This window comes from Bradyrhizobium sp. JYMT SZCCT0180 (assembly GCF_018130165.1).
Classification (GTDB): Bacteria; Pseudomonadota; Alphaproteobacteria; order Rhizobiales; family Xanthobacteraceae; genus Bradyrhizobium.
The window spans coordinates 267126-282679 of sequence record NZ_JAFCLZ010000006.1 but is presented as its reverse complement, the minus strand read 5'-3'; the positions used below and the strand labels follow the sequence as shown (position 1 = coordinate 282679).

Below are 15554 nucleotides of genomic sequence, written 5' to 3'. Positions count from 1 at the left end.
CCTCACCACCATCTGGCCGGCGTGAAGCGTCCGGCCGCCTGCTCGACCACTTCGCCGAGCGAGAACAGCGTCTCCTCGTCGAAGGGACGTCCGATCAGTTGCAGGCCGAGCGGCAGCCCCTGCGCATCCTTGCCGGCAGGAACCGCGATACCCGGCAGCCCCGCCATGTTCACGGTCACCGTGAAGATGTCGTTGAGATACATTTCCACGGGATCGGCGCCGCCCTTCTCGCCGATGCCGAACGCCGCCGACGGCGTCGCCGGCGTCAGGATCGCGTTGACGCCCTTGGCGAAGCAGTCCTCAAAATCCTTCTTGATCAGGGTGCGGACTTTTTGCGCGCGCAAATAATAGGCGTCGTAATAGCCGGCGGAGAGCACATAGGTGCCGATCATGACGCGGCGGCGCACTTCGTCGCCAAAACCTTCGGCACGGGTGTTCTCGTACATCTCCCCGATGGAGCGGCCGGGCACGCGCAGGCCGTAGCGCACGCCGTCGTAGCGCGCCAGATTAGACGATGCCTCGGCAGGCGCCACGATGTAATAGGCCGGCAGCGCGTATTTGGTGTGCGGCAGCGATATCTCGACCAGCTCCGCGCCAGCCGCCTTCAGCCAGGCCGCGCCTTCGGTCCAGAGCTTTTCGACTTCCGCCGGCATGCCGTCGAGGCGGTACTCCTTGGGAATGCCGATCTTCATGCCCTTGACCGATTTTCCGATCGCGGCCTCGTAGTCCGGCACCGCACGATCGACCGACGTCGTGTCCTTGGGATCGTGCCCCGCCATCGAGCGCATCAGGATCGCGGCGTCGCGCGTGCTACGCGCAATCGGCCCTGCCTGATCGAGCGACGACGCAAAGGCGACGATGCCCCAGCGCGAACAGCGGCCGTAGGTCGGCTTGACGCCGACGGTGGCGGTGAACGCCGCCGGCTGGCGGATCGAACCGCCGGTATCGGTCGCGGTTGCGCCCATGCAAAGCAGTGCGGCCACCGCGGAAGCTGAGCCGCCCGACGAGCCGCCCGGCACCAGCGAGGTATTGGAGCCTTCGCGCCGCCACGGATTGACCACCGGGCCGAAGCACGAGGTCTCGTTCGAGGAGCCCATCGCGAACTCGTCGTTGTTGAGCTTGCCCAGCATCACGGCGCCGTCGCGCCAGAGCTGCGAAGTGACTGTCGACTCATAGGGCGGCACGAAATTGCCGAGGATTTTCGAGCACGCGGTGGTGCGCACGTCCTTGGTCGCGAACAGGTCCTTGATGCCGAGCGGAATGCCGGCCAACGGACCGCCCTCGCCTTTGGCGATCTTGGCGTCGATCGCGCGCGCCATGGCACGGGCCTTGTCCGGCGTTTCCAGCACGAAGGCGTTGAGCGCGCGCGCCGCCTCGATCGCGGCAAGGTGCGCGTCGGTCAGTTCAAGCGAGGTGAAAGACTTGTTCGCGAGGCCATTCCTGGCCTCGGCGATCGTCATCGAAATCAAATCGGTCATTTATTGATCGGGCTGCAGAAGAACGGAGACAGGGTCTTGTCGTTGGCGGGGTCGTCTTGCTTGGGCCGCGTCAGCTCGGACGCCTCGAGCGCGTCGAGCACGGCGTCCATCGCCTTATCGGGATCGGCGACCTTTCCCTGGCGCTCCATCGCGTCGAGATAGTTCATGTAGGCCTGATAGGCCTTTTCATCGTCGCAGAGCATGCACATCGGAATTCCGATCTCGAACAAAGAAGAAGTTATTCCACGACCTTCGGCACCAGAAAGAAATGGCTCACGGTGTCGGGCGCGTTTCTGACGACATCGTCGGTAATCTCGCCGTCATTGACCACATCAGAACGTTTCTTCATTTCCATCGGGGTCACCGAGGTCATTGGCTCGACGCCGTCGACGTTCACCTCCGAAAGCTGCTCTACGAACGCCAGCATGGCGTTCAGTTCGCCCTGCAGATGGGGAACTTCGGCCTCGGCGACCGCAATTCGCGCAAGGTGCGCGATGCGGCGAACGGTAGCGGCATCAACGGACATTAATATAAGGCCTCAATCGGGGGATCGCACCCGCCGTATAGCAGAGCCCGGTTTTGCGCCGCAACCACGGGAACCGCCCTGCCGGCATTTTGGGGCCAAAATACCGCCAAACGGGGCTCAAAGGCGGGGGTCAAAGCGCCGCCATGGCGACCCGCGCCGAGAGTCCGGGGTTTCGACAGGGAAAAGCTGCCGACGAAACCATTTAGCGGGCTGACGCAGTCGTTTTGAAACAGTCGCGGCGTGTACTCGGCCATCACCCTGGAGGCCGTGCCATGCGGACAACGGAACACGACAGTGTAACGGAAAGTTGGGATCCTGCTCTGTGGTCGATCGGTGGCGTGCTTGGCGCCGCGATCCTATATCTGGCGTGTCTAGCCTGACGAACGTGAGGCAACGTCATGTCCAAAGCGAAAGAACTTCAGGAAAAAGCCGAGATGTTCGAGCGGCGCGCAGAAAGCGCCACCGATCCCATCTCGCAACGTCACTACAAAGAGATGGCCGCGCATTATCGATCGCTCGCCGTCGAGCACCTGGACGTCGTCAAACGCGACGAGCCGGCGCATTAGCGCTGGTGACCCCGGCAGCCGCCGGACGCTAAGCCAGCGAACTCAGCCTCGCCAACGCCGCGCCCGCCAAAGCCCGCGTCAGTTCTGCGGCCGGCATCTCGCGGCCCATCCGCACCGCCTGCCCGGCCCACAGATTGGTGAAATCGACCTTGCCGAGCTTTTCGGCGCCCGCCTTCAGCGGACCGAGCGCGGTTGCGGCGTGCGGAAAATCAGGCGCATCCGGCGAAACCGGCCCGACCTCGCGCATCACGCGGTTGGCGACGCCGCGCGCGGGCCGTCCCGTCATCACGTTGGTAATCACGGTGGCGTCATCACTCGCCTGGGCAAGCGCTACCCGCGCCGGCGCGGACACCTTCGATTCCGGGCAGCGCAGATAGGCCGTGCCGATCTGCACGCCCGCAGCTCCGAGCGCAAAGGCCGCCGCGATCCCGCGCCCGTCGGCAATGCCGCCGGCCGCGATGACAGGCACCTTCACGGCGTCGACGACCTGCGGCACCAGCGCGAAGGTGCCTGGCTGCTGGGCGATATTCTCGGTCAGGAACATGCCGCGATGACCGCCGGCTTCGGCACCTTGCGCAATGATCACGTCGGCGCCGTGCTCCTCGAGCCAGATCGCCTCTTTCACGATCGTGGCTGACGACATCACGATGGCGCCCGCCGCCTTGACGCGCTTGACCAGCGCCGCATCCGGCAGGCCGAAATGGAAGCTGACCACTTCCGGCTTCATCTCCTCGACCAGCGCGCACATCGCCTCGTCGAACGGCGCGCGGTTCGCGGCAGTGACGGGCGCTGCGGAATCGAGGCCGAGCTCCTTGTAATAGGATGCGAGCCGCGCCTTCCATCCAGCTTCGCGCGCGGGATCGGCTGCAACCGGCGTATGGCAGAAAAAGTTCAAGTTGATCGGCGCGGAGACGCGCTGGCGCATGATGCTGATCTGTTCACGCGCCTTTTCCGCCGTGATCATCGCGCACGGCAGCGAACCCAGCGCGCCACCCTGGGCCGCCGCGATCGCCAGCTCCTGGTCCATCACGCCGGCCATCGGCGCCAGCACGATCGGAAATTCGGTCTTGAAGAGATCGAGAAGTCGGCGGTCTGGCCACATGGTTCTGCTCGCTTGAATGAGTGCAATCAGGCTCTTGATGCTGCGGAAGAGTTGCGCCGTCCAGCCAGTATCTGGTCGGCCTCCGTGGCGATCCTGTCAACGATCACGGCCGCCGGCGGGATGTCATGGATCAGGCCGACGGCCTCACCGGCGATCACAGCGGCGACGTCGTAATTTCCGGCGGCTCTGGCGGCGGCATATTCGGCCGCGACCGCGGTGACGTTTTGCATCAGCTCGACCTCGCGTCCGATCCAGCGGCGCGCGTGATCATTGATCAGGCAGCGGCCGTTGAACGGCGCCGGCCAGATATTGTTTCGGGAGATATCGAAGATGATGCTCCTGATGCTGCTGCCGCTGGTAGCGTTACAGATACGCTTTTTGGCTTCATCGGCGCCGTCGCATTCCAGGCTGGCGTAAAAGCGCGTGCCGAGCAGTACGCCGGACGCTCCCAGCATCATCATCGCCGCCAGCCCGCGGCCGTCACCGATGCCGCCCGCCGCCGCAACCGGCACCCGGCCCGCCACGAGATCGACAATCGCCGGCACGATGTCGATGGTGGTGCGGGAGGCACCGTGTCCGCCGGCCTCGCTGCCTTGCGCAATCAGCAGGTTGGCACCGGCGTCGAGTGCCATCAGCGCCATGCCCTCGTCCTGCACCTGGCAAATCAGCAGCGCGCCGCTGGATTTGATCTTTGTCGCAAACGGTCTTGGATCGCCAAACGAGAGCATGATCGCGCGCGGCCGTGCCGCGAGCGCGATGTCCATCAGCTCCGGCCGCTTGGCGAGACTCCAGGTGATGAATCCGATGCCAAAGGGAGCGGACACGTCTTTGAGCTTGGCGGTCTCCTGCTCCAGCCAGGCCTTATCGCCATAGCCGCCACCCAAAATGCCAAAGCCGCCGGCGGCGCTAACCGCCGCCGTGAGCCGTGCGCCGGCGATCACGTCCATTGGCGCCGACAGGATCGGATGCGTGATGCCCAGGAGAGCCGTCAATGGCGTGCTGATCGACATGTCCAAACCCTTCTATCTGGACAGACACGATAGGCCGACGTATCATTCTCATAAAATGAATACTATAGAATTCTCCCATCGCTATAATGAAACGGAGAGCGGTCCATGGAATTGAGCGATCTCGTGACGTTTTCGACGGTGGCGCGCCTCGGCGGCATTACCCGCGCCGCCGACGAACTCAACACCGTGCAGTCCAACGTCACCCAGCGCGTGAAAGCGCTGGAGACCGAGATCGGCACCGCATTGTTCGAGCGGCATAGCCGCGGCATGACATTGACCGGCGCCGGCCGCCGCTTGCTTCCCTATGCGCAACGAATGGCCGCCTTGTCACGCGAAGCCGTACTGGCCGCGCGCGACGATGGCGAGCCAAAGGGGCCGTTGTCGATCGGCTCGATGGAGACCACCGCTGCGGTACGGCTGCCTTCCCTGCTCGCCGAATTTCACCGCCGCTTTCCGGCGGTGCGCTTGAGCCTGCGTACCGCGCCGACCGCAGACCTGGTCGCGGCCGTGCTTGACGGATCGCTCGACGGCGCCTTTGTTGCTGGTCCGATCGATCACGCCGATCTCAGTTCGACAATCGCCTTCACGGAAGAACTGGTGCTGGTGACGTCGCGGCGCTGGGCAAGTCTGGCGGCCTTGCGCGCGGGCACGCCGGAGTCGGGGCCGACCGCCCTGGTATTCCGCACCGGCTGCAGCTACCGCCAGCGGCTCGAACAGGTTTTCTCGGAGTTCGGCTGGCCGTCTTCGGCGCGGTTCGAGCTCGGCACGCTCGACGGCATGATCGGCTGCGTCGCCGCTGACATGGGTGTAACGCTGCTGCCCCGTGCCGTTGTCGGAAAAAACGAGACCGTCAACGTCCACAAGCTGAAGGCCGTTCAGTCCGGAGTCGACACCCTCTTCATCCAGCGCCGCAGCGCACATCAATATAGCGCGCTGCAAGGCTTTGCCGCCTGCCTGAACAATAATGGCGAGGTCATTGCCGCCTGAGATTGAACCTGGTCCGCGGGTCTGTCGTCTACCGTTTCACGAAATCTCGTGAGACATGATGAGACCGCGATGCGAACCCTTTTCAAGACTACCGCAGAGATCGAAAACTCGTTGCGCGCGGCGGGGGTCCGTGCCGCTGACGCAATGGCCCTGGCCGCAAGGTCGAAGCCGTACATCTGGCTCGAAACCGCAGAGGTCGACGACGAAGCCGGGATTGCCTTGGGCGCGACCAAGATAGGCGGAACGCCCGACCTTCCGGTCACGATGCCATGGCCCTGGCGTCCTCCATATCCCGATCATCAGCAGCGGGTCGAAGAGATGCAGGCTGGCGTGACACTCTTCAACCCGCAAGACATGATGGCTGAACAGGCCGAGACGCTCGAAGAATTCCGGAAGCTCTTGCCGCCCAACGAATTCGAAGCCTTCGCGACCGAATCCGCAAAGGTCGATTTCAGCAAACTTGGCCTCGATTCATTGGTCGACGATATCAGGCGGACCGCGGAGCCGGCGCCGCTACAGTTCATCGCGCAGGTCGATCTGGCCGAAATCTGGCGTGCGGGAGCCGTCGATCCGGATATCCCGCGCGAGGGGCGGCTTTTCTTTTTCTATGACACCGACCATCGGCCCGGGGGCGATCGACCGGCAGATATCACGGGGGCCCGGCTGATCCATGATTTGACGCCCACCCACTCGTTAAAGCGAGCAAGCCCGCCGGCCGAATTATGGGCTCACAAGCAGACCGCCGGCTTCCGGCCGCAGCGGTGCGCGCTTCATGCCGGCATGTGGCCTCCCTATTTCGGCTCGCCCGATTGGAATGCCTGCGAGATCAAAGCCAAGGCGGAGAAATCCGTTCAAGCCTGGTGGTACGACGTCACCCGGGGCGGTCATGATCACCGCTTCGGCGGGCATCCGCTCCAGATTCAGGGCGACATGCAAACCGAATGCGCGCTCGTCAGCAAGGGACTGGACCTCAGCGCGCGGAATTCGAAGGCGGCCGAGTTGTTGAAATCCGACGCGGCGAACTGGCTGCTGCTGCTGCAAATCGCATCCGACGATCGTGCCAACATGATGTGGGGTGATGTGGGCAACCTCTATGTCTGGATCCATCGCGACGCCTTGCGCGCTCGGCGCTTTGAAGAGGCACGGGTGATCATGCAATGCTACTGATGCTAGCCTCTTTGGAGCAGCGGCCATTCGACGGCGCCGAAGTTGCGACATGACGCGGATGGCCTATGCAATCAGCCGCCGCCTGACGCTCCAGCGCCGCAGCGCAACAACGGCCCAGACGGCCTCGACCAACCCGAACGGCCAGGCGCCCTGCAAGAAACCGTAGACCGAACCGAGCGCGCACGCACCGGCGAAGCCGAGGATAGACCAGTGGCTGCGGTCTTCCAGCGCATAACAAATGAGCATCGCGGTCACCGCGAACAAGCCCAACAATTGCAGTGCATCCATCGCGTCGCCTCCCTCGCGCGCGCCCCGTTCCGCTGTGCGAAATTTCGTCGCCACATTTTTGTAACAAGGAAATGCGGGCCGCGCCGCGCGCCTTCCCTCGCGAAAGCCGCATCAAAATATTTGGATCGCCGCACACTACTACGTTAGTATGAGGCGCTGACTACCAAGAACCATAACGTCAACTCTGGGAGGATCTGCGATGCGCCACGCGTTCGTGCTGTGCTGTTCGGCTGCCTTGTTGGGATCGGTTGCAACGGCAAGCGCTCAAGACTGGACGAAATCGAAATGGGGACCGAACGACGAACTCGGCGCCGCCAACTATATGACCCCGGAGCTGGTTGTGAAGGCGGCCGGGCTCGTCAAGACCGGCAAGACCTACGCGCTTGGCATTCCCGTCGACTCCACAACGCCGGCCTATCCGCCCCGCGCCTTCAAGATCACCGTCGTGCAACCCGGTCAGGCCGGCAGTCCTGGCCTGGGACCGAGCAAGCTGACCTATAATGACGACATCATCGAGGGCTGGGTCGGCGTCGGCAGCCAGCTCGACGGTCTCGGCCATATCGGCGTCGAGCACGTCTACTATAACGGCAACAAGTTGCTCGACTTCGCCGATCCCACTGGTCTGAAGAAACTTGGCGTCGAAAAAATCCCGCCGATGGTGGCGCGTGGCGTGCTTCTCGACATGGCCGCTCACTACGGCACCGACGTGGTGAAGGAAGGCACTGCCTTCAACGTCAAGGAGATCGAGGAAGTCGCCAAGAAGCAAGGCGTCGAAATCCGTCAGGGCGACGTCGTGATCTTCCACACCGGTTGGCTCAGCCTGATCGGCAAGGACGACAAGCGCTTTGGCGCCGGCGAACCCGGCCTGGGCGTCGAAGGTGCCAAGTACCTCACCGGCAAAGGCGTGGTCGCGGTCGGCGCCGATACCTGGGGGCTCGAAGCGGTCCCGTTCGAGACCAAGAACATCTTCGAGGTGCACCAGATCCTGCTGCCGATGAACGGCACCTACATTCTCGAAAACATGAACACCGCCGACCTCGCCAAGGACAAGGCCTACGAGTTCCTGTTCGTGCTGGGCCAGCCGCGCTTCAAGGGCGGCGTGCAGAGCATGATCAACCCGGTCGCGATCCGGTAAGACGATCTCGACGGATGGCGTGGCGTTCTCGCATGGACGCCACGCCGCTTCCGGCTTTGCATGTCAGACTGGAGCTCCGTTCCGATTGAATCGGAACGGAGCTCTAGATTTTGATTGGACGCGTTTTCTTGACGCGAACCGGTATCCACTTCGCTGGAAAACGCTCTAGCTGCGTGTTATGCGGGTCCATGCCCGCCCTCATCCTCCCTCTGATCGAAGCGGTCACGCATTGGCCCGAGCGCGGTGCGCTGGTCGGCCTCGATCTCGGCACCAAGACTATCGGCGTCGCGGTTTCCAATGCCGATCGCAGGTTGGCGACCGGCGTTGAAACCGTCCACCGTAAGGCCTTCAAGGCCGACGCTGCGCGGCTGCTTATCATTGCCGGCGAGCGTAACGCCGTTGGCTTCGTGCTCGGCCTGCCCATCAACATGGATGGCAGCGAGGGTCCGCGCGCGCAATCGACCCGCGCCTTTGCGCGCAATTTTTCCAAACTCACGGATCTGGCGATCGGCCTGTGGGACGAACGGCTCTCAACAGCAGCCGTCGAGCGCGAACTGATCGGGATGGACGTCAGCCGGGCCCGCCGCGCCGAAGTGATCGACGAGCATGCCGCCATCTTCATCCTGCAGGGCGCGCTGGACCGGCTCGCCACACTGCGCGGCGAGCGCTGAAGATGGCGGTGGTGGTCGCGGCGCTGCTGCCGGTGTTCTTGCTGATCGTGCTTGGCTTCATCCTGAAGCGGACCTTGATGCGGCTGGAGACGCAGTGGCACGGGCTGGAGCGGCTGACCTATTACGTGCTGTTTCCGGTGCTCTTGATTCAGACGCTGGTGAAGGCCGACCTCAGCAAGGTCCCGGTCGCAGGCGTCGGCGGCGCGCTAATGCTGTCGGCGCTGCTGATGTCGCTGCTGTGCCTGGCGCTGCGGCCCCTGCTCGCCCGCGGCGCAGTCGACGGACCCGCCTTTACCTCGGTGTTCCAGGGCGCCATCCGCTGGCAGACCTACGTGGCGCTCGCCGTCTCGGGCAGCCTGTTCGGCGATGCCGGGCTGGCGCTGGCCTCGGTCGCGATGGTCGCCATCATCCCCCTGGTCAACGTGTTCAGCGTCAGCGTGCTCGCGCAGTTCGCCTCGACCGAAAAACAATCGGCCGGATCGATCGCCATGACGGTCGTGCGCAATCCCCTGATCTGGGCCTGCGCGATCGGGCTGCTGATCAACGTCACCCACCTCCCCCTGCCAAAGCTCTGGCATGACGTCGCCGACGCGCTCGGCCGCTCGTCGCTGGCGATCGGCCTGCTGGTGACCGGCGCCGGCCTGCATCTCGAAGGCCTGTTCCGCCCCAGCCTTGCGGCGTCGGTCGCGGTATTCCTCAAGCTGGTGCTGATGCCGGTAATCGCCGTCGCGCTGGCGCTGTGGTTCGGGCTGTCAGGCTCGAACCTGGCGATCGTCACCGCGTGCGCGGCGGTGCCGGCCTCCTCGAGCGCCTATGTGCTGGCCCGGCAGATGGGCGGCGATGCGCCTTTGCTGGCGCAGATCATCACGCTACAGACCATTCTGGCGGCGATCACGATGCCAAGCGCGATTGCGATCGCGGCGATATTATAGCGTTTTCGAGCGAAGTGGGCACCGGTTCGCGTGAAGAAAACGCGTCAAAAAAGAATCTAGTTGCCCGCCAGCCAGAAAGTTTGAATTGTCGCCGCCGTGTTGTTGAGACCGTGCAGCACGATCGTCAGCCAGGTCGAACCGGTGCGGTAGCGGAAATAGCCGAGCAACAGTCCAATGGTGAACACCTCACCGAAGAAGAACCAGCTGTACTGCAGGTGCATCGAAGTCCAGACCAGCGACGACAGGAAGATGGCGCCGGGCACCCCGAGGCGCGATTCCGACCAGCCACGGTAGAGAAAACCGCGCGCCATAATTTCCTCCGAGATCGGTGCAGCGACGCAGAACGCTATCACGAGCAGCCATAGCGCGCCGTCGGCCTGCGCCGATTTCAGCACATCGCCCATAAAGCCCGGCGTCACCTCGCGCCCGAGCGCACGCGACAGCAGATCCCAGCCGCCGACCAGCACGGCCAGTGAGACGGCGCCGATCAGGAAATTCTGCCACGTGGTCCAGCGCAGCGCGAGATAGTCGACAAATGGCGTGCGCGAGGCGCGCGTCGCGACCCAGGCTGCGAGCAGCACCGCAGGCATTCCCATGATCACGGACAGCGAGATCGTCAGCCCGGCGCCGACGACATGGATCGCTGCCGCAAGATCCCACGAACCTTGCCGCAACACGAAGTAAGCGATGACCACGGCCTGGCCGACAAACATGCCGGCAAAGATGAACAGTCCCCACAGCGCCGTGCCCCAGAACTTCCATATCCGGGGTGGACGCAGCGCGGACGCGACGGGAGGGGGCGATTGCGGGAGGCTGAGGGAATCCATCAACTGACTTTCAGGGCAGCGCCCGTTCCAGCAGACCAGTTACGTCGGCGCCGGCAAGATCGACCGCGCCGTACATGCTGGCATGATTCCCGGCAAGGCGCGTGGCGGCAAACAGTTCCGCATGCCGAGGCGACACCGCGTTGAGCGCTGCTGCTGCTGCGAGCAGCGCCAGTTTTTCGACCGCCAGCCGCGCGACGCGTTCGCTGTCGGGCCGGCGGAAAGCTTTGCCGATAAAACCGACCGCCTCGCCGGCCCCCGGCAGACCCAGCGTTTCACCGGTGAGTTCGTGCAACACGGCGGATGCCGCCTCGGCCTCGCGCGACAACGCCCGGAGCACGTCGAGGCACATCACATTGCCTGACCCTTCCCAGATCGCGTTGACCGGCGACTCCCGGTAATGCCGCGCCAAAATCCCCTCCTCGACGTAGCCGTTGCCGCCGAGGCACTCCATAGCCTCGTACAAAAAGCCCGGCGCGCTCTTGCAGACCCAGTATTTGATCGCCGGCGTCAGCAACCGCATATAGGCGGCCTCCTTGGCGTCTGACGGCGCCCGGTCGAACGCCCGGCACAGGCGCATGACCAGCGCGATCGAGGCTTCGACATGCAGCGCCATGTCCGACAGCACCGCCTGCATCAGCGGCTGGTCGGAAAGATGCTTCTGGAACACGCTGCGGTGCCTTGCATGGTGGAGCGCATGTGCGAGGCCCGAGCGCATCAGGCCGGCGGACGCAATCGCGCAATCCTGCCGCGTCAGCTGCACCATCTGGATGATGGTGCGGATGCCTTTGCCTTCGTCGCCGATCCGCTCCGCATAGGCGCCTGTGAACTCCACTTCTGATGAGGCGTTGGAGCGGTTGCCGAGCTTGTCCTTCAGCCGCTGGAAGCGGATCGCGTTGACGGACCCATCGGGCGCAAAGCGCGGCATGAAGAAACAGCTCAGGCCGCCGCCCGCCTGCGCCAGCACCAGAAACGCGTCGCACATCGGCGCCGACATGAACCATTTGTGGCCGGTGATGCGATAGCCATCGCCGTCGCGCTCGGCGCGCGTCATGTTGGAGCGCACATCGGTGCCGCCCTGCTTCTCGGTCATGCCCATGCCGACCGTCATGCCGCGCTTGGTCCACCACGGCGCAAAGTTCGGATCGTAGGAACGGCTCGCCAGCACCGGCATCACCTTCGCCAGCAGATCCGGCTGCTCGGCCAGCGCCGCCACTGATGCGCGCGTCATGGTGATCGGGCAGAGATGCCCGGTCTCGACCTGCGAGGCGATGTAGAATTTGGCGGCGCGCACCACTTCCGAAGCACCGCCCGCCGGCTTGCCGTCGGCGCTCCAGGTCGAATTGTGCACGCCCGCATGCGCCGAGTGGGCCATCAGTTCGTGATAGGCCGGATGAAACTCGACCTCGTCGCGGCGATTGCCGCGGGAATCGAAGGTCCGCAGTTTTGGCGTGTTTTCATTGGCGGCACGGCCTCGCGCCGCCATCGCCGCCGCCCCCCAATGCTTGCCGAATTCGGATAGCTCCTGCTGCGCCGAAGCGCCGCCATTGGCAGCAACCGCATCAGCAAGCGGCCGGTCGACCGCGAACAGGTCGACATCTTCGAACGGCGGTGACTGGTTGAAGACCTCGTGGGTCGCGAACGATGCCTGGCTCATGGCGGATCCTGATCTCAGGGAATCAATTCCGTCGCGCAATCGGGAAATCATAGGCCTGCCGGCCGACCCCCGGCAGCGAAAAGTGCCACCACTCCTTCGAATAGTTCACGAACCCTTGCCGGGCCATCGCGGCAACCAGCGTGTTCCGCGATCTCCGCTGTGCCGGCGTGATCGAGGGGGCGGCGGTATGCGATTTGAGGTCCGAGCAATCATAGCCGGTACCCATATCGACGCTGCCTTCCGGCGCCCGCGCCTCGGCGGGCGCGGTGCAGTCGGCGTAGGCCTTGCTGGAATCGAACTTCGCGGAATTATCGGCAGTCAGATCGACCAGGGTCAGATCGAGCGCGGCGCCGGTCGAATGTCCGGACCGGGTCGCGATATAGCCCAGGCGGAACAAATCGGCTTTGCGGAAGGCCGGGCTAAAGCGGCGATCGGCTTGCGTCTCCCTGCCGTTCTTCGACCACGCCACCATGTCGGCGACCGCGCGCTCGGGCCGATAGCAGTCGAACATCTTCAACGACAGCTTTTGCCTGGCGAGTTCCTGCTGGATGTTCTTCAGCGCCAGGCCGACTTCGCGCTTCACGACGCATTCGGCGGCGTCATACCCCCTCAGCGGCTTGCCGACAAAGTTGTTCGAGGTGGCGTAGCGCATGTCCTGGATGATGCTGGGATCGATATCGCGCAGGTAGAGGAAGCCGCCCGGCAGCCCCTGCGCCTTTGCAGTCTGCGGCCCGGACAGGCCAAGACCGGTTAATCCGATCGCTAAAATAACGTGCCATTTCTGCATTGGACGCCTTCCCCGCGCGCCGAACGCGGCTCAATTGCGGCAACCCTCTTTACCCTGCGCGGCGACTGACCGGGGGATAACTCGCAAGCCCCCTATTCGCACTTGCCCCGCTTGGGAAGTCTGCCTATAGCTCTCGTTTTAATGACCCCTGCATCGAAATCGACCTTCGTCCTCGGTCACCGGCATCTGCTGGGAATCGAGGGGCTTTCCGCCGCCGATATTACCGGCCTGCTCGACCTTTCCGAGGAATATGTCGAGCTCAACCGCCAGGTAGACAAAAAGCGCACTTCGCTGCGCGGTCGCACCCAGGTGAACCTGTTCTTCGAGGCCTCGACCCGAACCCAATCCTCGTTCGAACTGGCCGGCAAACGGCTTGGCGCCGACGTCATGAACATGTCGGTATCCTCGTCCTCGATCCGTAAGGGCGAGACGCTGATGGACACCGCCGTCACGCTCAATGCCATGCATCCGGACATCCTGGTGGTGCGCCACCACGCCTCGGGTGCGGTGGAACTTTTGGCGCGCAAGGTTGACGGTTCCGTGATCAATGCCGGCGACGGCAGCCACGAACATCCGACCCAGGCGCTGCTGGACGCGCTGACGATCCGCCGCAACAAGGGCCGGCTGGAAGGCCTCGTGATCGCGATCTGCGGCGACGTGATGCATTCCCGCGTCGCCCGCTCCAATATCCTGCTGCTCAACACCATGGGCGCCCGCGTCCGCGTGGTGGCGCCCTCCACGCTGTTGCCGCGCGGCATCGAGCGGATGGGCGTCGAGGTGGCGCGCGACATGCGCGAGGGCCTCAACGGCGCCGACATCGTCATGATGCTGCGGCTGCAGCGCGAGCGCATGAACGGCTCGTTCGTGCCGTCGTCCGGCGAATACTTCCACTATTTCGGTCTCGACCAGAAAAAGCTCGCCTACGCAAAGCCCGACGCGCTGGTGATGCACCCGGGCCCGATGAACCGCGGCGTCGAGATTGATTCATTCGTAGCGGACGGCGCGCAATCGCTGATCCGCGAACAGGTCGAAATGGGAGTGGCGGTGCGGATGGCGGTGCTGGAAGCACTCGCCCGCAACCTGCCGAACGCCTGACATGCTGACCGATCGCCGCCCCATCCTCCTGGCCAACGCCCGCGTTGTCGACCCCTCGCGCGACTTCGACGGCCCCGGTGACGTCCTGATCGCCGACGGCATGATCCGCGATAGTAAGCGCGGCATTGGTGCGGCCGGTGTCCCCGAAGGCACCGACATCGTCAATTGCGCCGGCAAGATCGTCGCCCCCGGGCTGATCGACATGCGCGCCTTTGTCGGCGAACCCGGCGCCAGCCACCGAGAAACCTTTGCATCCGCGAGCCAAGCGGCAGCCGCCGGCGGCATCACCACCATCATCTGCCAGCCGGACACCTCGCCGGTGATCGACAATTCGGCTACCGTCGACTTCGTGCTGCGCCGGGCGCGCGACACCGCGATCGTCAACATCCACCCGATGGCGGCGCTGACCAAGGGCATGGGCGGCGAGGAAATGACCGAGATCGGCCTGTTGAAGGCCGCCGGCGCCGTCGCCTTTACCGATGGCGCCCACAGCGTCACCAATGCGCAGGTGATGCGGCGCGCCCTGACCTATGCGCGCGATTTCGACGCGCTGATCGTGCACCACACCGAAGACCCCGATCTGGTCGGCGAAGGCGTGATGAACGAGGGCGAGTTCGCCGCAAGGCTCGGCCTGGTCGGGATCCCCAATGCCGCCGAGGCCGTGATGCTGGAACGCGACATGCGCCTCGTGGCGCTGACCGGCGGCCGCTATCACGCGGCCTCACTGAGCTGCATCGAGTCGCTCGAAATCCTCAAGCGCGCGCGCGACGCAGGACTTGCAGTCTCGGCGTCGGTTTCGATCAACCACGTCACGCTGAACGAAAACGACATCGGGCCCTACCGGACGTTCCTGAAACTGTCGCCGCCGCTGCGCACCGAGGACGACCGTCTGGCGCTGGTCGCGGCCGTGGCCTCCGGCCTGATCGACGTCGTGATGTCCGATCACAATCCGCAGGACGTCGAGGTGAAGCGGCTGCCGTTCGCGGAAGCCGCCGCCGGCGCGGTCGGGCTGCAGACCATGCTGCCGGCGGCCCTGCGGCTGATCCACAACGGCGAGATGGACTTCAAGACGCTAATCCGCGCGATGTCGACGCGCCCGGCCGAGATTTTGGGCCTGCCCGGCGGCTCGCTGCGCGCGGGTTCCCCTGCCGACGTCGTCGTGATCGATGCCGACGTACCCTGGGTGCTCGACCGCGACGACCTCAAATCGCAATGCAAAAATACGCCGTTCGACGAAGCCCGCTTCTCGGGCCGCGTCGTGCGTACTATCGTGGGCGGACGGACGGTCTATGAGCATGTCTGATAGAGCGTTTTCAAGCGAAGCGGGCA

General features: G+C 64.2%; 17 protein-coding genes. 8 read left to right on the top strand and 9 right to left on the bottom strand.

Features of this window, described 5'->3' with window-relative positions; genetic code table 11:
- Positions 1-2: 2 nt before the first annotated feature.
- Genes gatA through gatC form a run of 3 tightly spaced genes read right to left on the bottom strand, consistent with a single transcriptional unit; the run spans position 3 to position 2004 of the window.
- A complete protein-coding gene (gene gatA / locus JQ641_RS11425) occupies positions 3-1478 on the bottom strand; it encodes an Asp-tRNA(Asn)/Glu-tRNA(Gln) amidotransferase subunit GatA (RefSeq protein WP_211996049.1) in 1476 nt (491 codons plus the stop codon).
- Positions 1475-1687, bottom strand: a complete 213-nt coding sequence (locus JQ641_RS11420; protein WP_192733684.1) for a hypothetical protein — start codon at positions 1685-1687, stop codon at positions 1475-1477. Before JQ641_RS11420 ends, gatA begins: the two co-directional genes overlap by 4 nt.
- Positions 1688-1716: 29 nt before the next feature.
- Positions 1717-2004, bottom strand: coding sequence for an Asp-tRNA(Asn)/Glu-tRNA(Gln) amidotransferase subunit GatC (gatC, locus tag JQ641_RS11415; RefSeq protein ID WP_211996048.1), 288 nt, complete (start codon positions 2002-2004; stop codon positions 1717-1719).
- A 398-nt stretch (positions 2005-2402) separates the two neighbouring features.
- Here gatC and JQ641_RS11410 point away from each other — a divergent pair, with 398 nt between their 5' ends.
- Positions 2403-2570 carry a hypothetical protein gene (locus tag JQ641_RS11410; RefSeq protein ID WP_192733686.1) on the top strand — a complete coding sequence of 56 codons (168 nt, stop codon included), beginning with the start codon at positions 2403-2405 and terminating at the stop codon, positions 2568-2570.
- Between the two features lie 28 nt (positions 2571-2598).
- Here the strand turns inward: JQ641_RS11410 and JQ641_RS11405 are convergent, their stop codons facing one another.
- The gene (locus JQ641_RS11405) at positions 2599-3672 is read right to left on the bottom strand and encodes an NAD(P)H-dependent flavin oxidoreductase (RefSeq protein ID WP_211996047.1); all 1074 of its coding nucleotides are present in this window, start codon (positions 3670-3672) and stop codon (positions 2599-2601) included.
- Between the two features lie 26 nt (positions 3673-3698).
- Positions 3699-4682 (bottom strand): NAD(P)H-dependent flavin oxidoreductase, encoded by a 984-nt coding sequence (locus JQ641_RS11400; protein ID WP_211996046.1) that lies wholly within the window; start codon positions 4680-4682, stop codon positions 3699-3701.
- A 105-nt stretch (positions 4683-4787) separates the two neighbouring features.
- Here JQ641_RS11400 and JQ641_RS11395 point away from each other — a divergent pair, with 105 nt between their 5' ends.
- Entirely contained in the window at positions 4788-5669 is an 882-nt protein-coding gene (locus JQ641_RS11395) for a LysR family transcriptional regulator (protein ID WP_211996044.1), read from the top strand.
- 69 nt (positions 5670-5738) lie between these two features.
- Positions 5739-6836: a DUF1963 domain-containing protein gene (locus tag JQ641_RS11390; protein WP_211996042.1), complete on the top strand. Its 1098-nt coding sequence runs from the start codon at positions 5739-5741 to the stop codon at positions 6834-6836.
- A 63-nt stretch (positions 6837-6899) separates the two neighbouring features.
- Here JQ641_RS11390 and JQ641_RS11385 read toward each other — a convergent pair whose 3' ends face one another.
- A complete protein-coding gene (locus JQ641_RS11385) occupies positions 6900-7124 on the bottom strand; it encodes a hypothetical protein (RefSeq protein ID WP_211996041.1) in 225 nt (74 codons plus the stop codon).
- Positions 7125-7323: 199 nt separating this feature from the next.
- Here JQ641_RS11385 and JQ641_RS11380 point away from each other — a divergent pair, with 199 nt between their 5' ends.
- From JQ641_RS11380 to JQ641_RS11370, 3 genes are all read left to right on the top strand, one after another.
- Entirely contained in the window at positions 7324-8259 is a 936-nt protein-coding gene (locus JQ641_RS11380; RefSeq protein ID WP_211996040.1) for a cyclase family protein, read from the top strand.
- A gap of 188 nt (positions 8260-8447) precedes the next feature.
- Positions 8448-8930, top strand: coding sequence for a Holliday junction resolvase RuvX (gene ruvX, locus JQ641_RS11375; RefSeq protein ID WP_211996039.1), 483 nt, complete (start codon positions 8448-8450; stop codon positions 8928-8930).
- Between the two features lie 2 nt (positions 8931-8932).
- Positions 8933-9862 (top strand): AEC family transporter, encoded by a 930-nt coding sequence (locus JQ641_RS11370; protein ID WP_211996038.1) that lies wholly within the window; start codon positions 8933-8935, stop codon positions 9860-9862.
- A 56-nt stretch (positions 9863-9918) separates the two neighbouring features.
- Here JQ641_RS11370 and JQ641_RS11365 read toward each other — a convergent pair whose 3' ends face one another.
- From JQ641_RS11365 to JQ641_RS11355, 3 genes are read right to left on the bottom strand one after another with little or no spacing between them, the layout of a single operon-like run.
- Positions 9919-10689 (bottom strand): CPBP family intramembrane glutamic endopeptidase, encoded by a 771-nt coding sequence (locus JQ641_RS11365; protein WP_211996037.1) that lies wholly within the window; start codon positions 10687-10689, stop codon positions 9919-9921.
- Positions 10690-10699: 10 nt separating this feature from the next.
- Positions 10700-12343, bottom strand: coding sequence for an acyl-CoA dehydrogenase family protein (locus tag JQ641_RS11360; RefSeq protein WP_211996036.1), 1644 nt, complete (start codon positions 12341-12343; stop codon positions 10700-10702).
- A gap of 22 nt (positions 12344-12365) precedes the next feature.
- Positions 12366-13130 carry a M15 family metallopeptidase gene (locus JQ641_RS11355; RefSeq protein ID WP_211996035.1) on the bottom strand — a complete coding sequence of 255 codons (765 nt, stop codon included), beginning with the start codon at positions 13128-13130 and terminating at the stop codon, positions 12366-12368.
- Positions 13131-13271: 141 nt separating this feature from the next.
- Between JQ641_RS11355 and JQ641_RS11350 the strand changes: the two genes are divergently transcribed.
- Positions 13272-14225: an aspartate carbamoyltransferase catalytic subunit gene (locus tag JQ641_RS11350; RefSeq protein ID WP_192733697.1), complete on the top strand. Its 954-nt coding sequence runs from the start codon at positions 13272-13274 to the stop codon at positions 14223-14225.
- A gap of 1 nt (position 14226) precedes the next feature.
- Positions 14227-15528 carry a dihydroorotase gene (locus tag JQ641_RS11345; protein WP_211996034.1) on the top strand — a complete coding sequence of 434 codons (1302 nt, stop codon included), beginning with the start codon at positions 14227-14229 and terminating at the stop codon, positions 15526-15528.
- The last annotated feature ends 26 nt before the right edge of the window (positions 15529-15554 follow it).

Bases quoted from the DNA above. Each gene is read 5' to 3' on its own strand.
- gatA (WP_211996049.1), bottom strand. From the start codon at position 1,478: ATGACCGATTTGATTTCGATGACGATCGCCGAGGCCAGGAATGGCCTC.
- JQ641_RS11420 (WP_192733684.1), bottom strand. From the start codon at position 1,687: ATGTGCATGCTCTGCGACGATGAAAAGGCCTATCAGGCCTACATGAAC.
- gatC (WP_211996048.1), bottom strand. From the start codon at position 2,004: ATGTCCGTTGATGCCGCTACCGTTCGCCGCATCGCGCACCTTGCGCGA.
- JQ641_RS11410 (WP_192733686.1), top strand. From the start codon at position 2,403: ATGTCCAAAGCGAAAGAACTTCAGGAAAAAGCCGAGATGTTCGAGCGG.
- JQ641_RS11405 (WP_211996047.1), bottom strand. From the start codon at position 3,672: ATGTGGCCAGACCGCCGACTTCTCGATCTCTTCAAGACCGAATTTCCG.
- JQ641_RS11400 (WP_211996046.1), bottom strand. From the start codon at position 4,682: ATGTCGATCAGCACGCCATTGACGGCTCTCCTGGGCATCACGCATCCG.
- JQ641_RS11395 (WP_211996044.1), top strand. From the start codon at position 4,788: ATGGAATTGAGCGATCTCGTGACGTTTTCGACGGTGGCGCGCCTCGGC.
- JQ641_RS11390 (WP_211996042.1), top strand. From the start codon at position 5,739: ATGCGAACCCTTTTCAAGACTACCGCAGAGATCGAAAACTCGTTGCGC.
- JQ641_RS11385 (WP_211996041.1), bottom strand. From the start codon at position 7,124: ATGGATGCACTGCAATTGTTGGGCTTGTTCGCGGTGACCGCGATGCTC.
- JQ641_RS11380 (WP_211996040.1), top strand. From the start codon at position 7,324: ATGCGCCACGCGTTCGTGCTGTGCTGTTCGGCTGCCTTGTTGGGATCG.
- ruvX (WP_211996039.1), top strand. From the start codon at position 8,448: ATGCCCGCCCTCATCCTCCCTCTGATCGAAGCGGTCACGCATTGGCCC.
- JQ641_RS11370 (WP_211996038.1), top strand. From the start codon at position 8,933: ATGGCGGTGGTGGTCGCGGCGCTGCTGCCGGTGTTCTTGCTGATCGTG.
- JQ641_RS11365 (WP_211996037.1), bottom strand. From the start codon at position 10,689: ATGGATTCCCTCAGCCTCCCGCAATCGCCCCCTCCCGTCGCGTCCGCG.
- JQ641_RS11360 (WP_211996036.1), bottom strand. From the start codon at position 12,343: ATGAGCCAGGCATCGTTCGCGACCCACGAGGTCTTCAACCAGTCACCG.
- JQ641_RS11355 (WP_211996035.1), bottom strand. From the start codon at position 13,130: ATGCAGAAATGGCACGTTATTTTAGCGATCGGATTAACCGGTCTTGGC.
- JQ641_RS11350 (WP_192733697.1), top strand. From the start codon at position 13,272: ATGACCCCTGCATCGAAATCGACCTTCGTCCTCGGTCACCGGCATCTG.
- JQ641_RS11345 (WP_211996034.1), top strand. From the start codon at position 14,227: ATGCTGACCGATCGCCGCCCCATCCTCCTGGCCAACGCCCGCGTTGTC.